This window comes from Streptomyces sp. SID11385, from assembly GCF_010548245.1.
Classification (GTDB): Bacteria; Actinomycetota; Actinomycetes; order Streptomycetales; family Streptomycetaceae; genus Streptomyces.
Genome location: NZ_JAAGLR010000793.1, coordinates 1 through 2,749, shown reverse-complemented (window position 1 = coordinate 2,749; position 2,749 = coordinate 1). Strand labels below are relative to the sequence as shown.

General features: G+C 76.1%; 2 protein-coding genes and 1 pseudogene. All 3 read left to right on the top strand.

Features of this window, described 5'->3' with window-relative positions; genetic code table 11:
* Positions 1-581, top strand: a pseudogene (locus G3I42_RS24510) (hypothetical protein); the annotation flags it as partial.
* Positions 578-1,933 (top strand): AAA domain-containing protein, encoded by a 1,356-nt coding sequence (locus tag G3I42_RS24505; protein ID WP_164289362.1) that lies wholly within the window; start codon positions 578-580, stop codon positions 1,931-1,933. The pseudogene G3I42_RS24510 and the gene G3I42_RS24505, both read left to right, overlap by 4 nt.
* Positions 1,934-2,079: 146 nt before the next feature.
* Positions 2,080-2,421, top strand: a complete 342-nt coding sequence (locus G3I42_RS24500) for a hypothetical protein (RefSeq protein ID WP_164289360.1) — start codon at positions 2,080-2,082, stop codon at positions 2,419-2,421.
* Positions 2,422-2,749 lie beyond the last annotated feature (328 nt).

Below are 2,749 nucleotides of genomic sequence, written 5' to 3'. Positions count from 1 at the left end.
CGAGCCACCGCGACCGCCTCGCCGCGGGCGAGCCACCGCAGCCGCGCCGCGACGACGCCGTGACCGCCGCGCGCAAACTCGCGGCGCGCGAACGCGAGCAGGCGCGGCTCGACGCGCAGGAGGCGCTCGACGACCCGCTCGTCATGGCCGAACGGCGCCTCGCGGGCGAGGCGTTCCACGGGTACGTCGAGTCCGTCGAGATGACGTACACCGAGGGGCGCAGGCCACGGCCCCGGCCCGTGCTCACCGTACGCACCGAGGACCTGCCGCAACTCGCCGAGCGGACGCCGGTGTTCCGGGTGCTCGAAGGCAAGCCGCAGACCGCCGACTTCACGGGACGCACGGCGGACGGGGCGCTGCTGCTCACCGTGCGGGACCGGATGGGGCGCGGCGCGGAGCCGGACGCGGGCTCCGTACCGGCCGCCGGGGAGACCTTGTGCTTCACGCTCTTCCCGCACGATCAGCGCCCCGGGCCCGGGCTGCCGGACGCGGAGGCGACGCCGTGGACGCACGGGGGGCCGCCGGGCGGCGCGCCCGTGGCCGAGACGCCGGACGCGGTGACCGAGGAGGACGTGCTGTGACGGACACCGAGACCTCCGGGGCGGGGGCGGGCGAGGTCTTCGATCCCGGGGCGGAGGCGGCGCGCGCGACGGACGCGATCCTCGCGGACACGCTGCACGGGACGCACCGGGGTGTCGTGGTGGACTCGCCGCCCGGCGCGGGCAAGTCCACGCTCGTCGTGCGCGCCGCGCGCGAACTCGTCGCGGCCGGGCGGCGGCTGATGATCGTGGCGCAGACGAACGCGCAGGTCGACGACCTCGTGCTGCGGCTCGTGGCGAAGGACCCCGAGCTGCCCGTGGGACGCCTGCACAGCAGCGACCAGGACGCCTACGACCCCGCGCTCGACGCGTTCCCGCAGGTGGTGAAGTCGAGCCGGGCCGGGGACCTCGCGGAGTTGCCCGTCGTCGTGTCGACGGCGGCGAAGTGGGCGCACGTGCGGGACGTCGAGCCGTGGCCGCACGCGATCGTCGACGAGGCGTACCAGATGCGCTCGGACGCGCTCCTCGCCGTCGCGGGCCTCTTCGAGCGCGCCCTTTTCGTCGGGGACCCGGGGCAGCTCGACCCCTTCGCGCTCGTCGGCGCGGACCAGTGGGCGGGCCTCGCTCACGACCCCTCGGCCTCCGCCGTCGCCGCCCTCCTCGCCCACAACCCCGACCTGCCGCAGCACCGCCTCCCGGTCTCCTGGCGGCTGCCCGCCTCGGCCGCGCCGCTGGTCAGCGCCGCCTTCTACCCGTACACGCCCTTCCGCAGCGGTACGGGCCCGGGCGAACGGCACCTCGGCTTCGCCGCGGCGGGCGACGGCTCGCCGTACGACGCCGTGATCGACGAGGCGGCGGCGAGCGGCTGGGGGCTGCTCGAACTGCCCGCAAAGCTCACGCCCCGCACCGACCCGGAGGCCGTCGGCGCGATCGCCCGTCTCGTACGGCGGCTCCTGGACCGCGAGGGCAGCTCGGTCTCGCCCGGCGAGGACGCGGTACCGCTCACGGCGGCCCGGATCGCGGTCGGCACGGCGCACCGCGACCAGGCGGCGGCGGTCCGGGAAGCCCTTGCGGCGCTCGACGTCACGGACGTCACCGTGGACACGGCGAACCGGCTCCAGGGCCGCGAGTACGACGTGACCGTCGTCCTGCACCCGCTCTCGGGCCGCCCCGACGCGACCGCCTTCCACCTGGAGACGGGCCGCCTGTGCGTACTCGCCTCGCGCCACCGGCACGCGTGCCTCGTGGTGTGCCGGGCGGGCGTCGCCGAACTGCTCGACGCGCACCCTTCGACGGAGCCGGTGCGGCTGGGGGTCGAGCTGCGGTTCCCGGACGGGTGGGAGGCGCATCACGCGGTGCTCCATGAGTTGGGGCGGCATCGGGTGGAGGTGTGAGGAGCGCGGCGGGCGTGGGGGCGCTTGCCGTCGCTCGCGGTGGGCTCGGCGGAGGCCAAAGGCCGGTCTTGCGGGGGCGGGGGACAATGGTGGGTGGTGCGGAGGTGGTCCGTGCCGCCCCCACGTGTGCGATGGAGGAAGTTTCTATGGCGGAGCCCGAACGGCGACCGCGGCTGCGTCCCGCGCCGCTGCTCCACGAGCCGAAGGAGGTCGCGGCCGATCCCGAGCACTTCTTCGACCTGGAGGCGATCGAGGACCCGCGCCGGCTGCTGGACCGGGCGACCGAGCTGAGCCACGCCTTCCGCGCCGCCACGGACCGCGCGATCGAGTACCAGGCCATCGCCGCCGCGCAACTCGCCGACCCGCGCCGCTTCGACCGCCTCACGGCGGCGTCGATCGGCGAGCGGGCGCAGTGGACGGAGGACTACGCGCGGAAGATGATCGAGTTCGGGCGCGATCTGCTCAAGGGGGAGCCCGAGGAGGGGTGACGTCCCGCGTCCGGGTGGGTCGCGCGGCCCGGCGGCGGGGCAACGAGGGCCGGCAGCGGGCACGCGTGCCGGGCATATGCCGGGTGACAGGGCACGGTACGCCCGTACGGCACGCCTTGTCCCCGTTTCCGCGAACCTCGTCCGCCGCCGCGGCGGCCCGGGCGACCGTGGGGGCATGACGACGAGCAGCGCGGAGCGGGAGTGGAGCACACAGCGGGAGCCGCGTACACAGCGGCCTGAGACGCGCGCACGGCGGGAGCCGCGCCCGGAGCGGGAGCGGCGCGACGGCACGGGCGCGACGGAGGCGGCGGGCGACCCGGACGGGGTC

Bases quoted from the DNA above. Each gene is read 5' to 3' on its own strand.
- G3I42_RS24500 (WP_164289360.1), top strand. From the start codon at position 2,080: ATGGCGGAGCCCGAACGGCGACCGCGGCTGCGTCCCGCGCCGCTGCTC.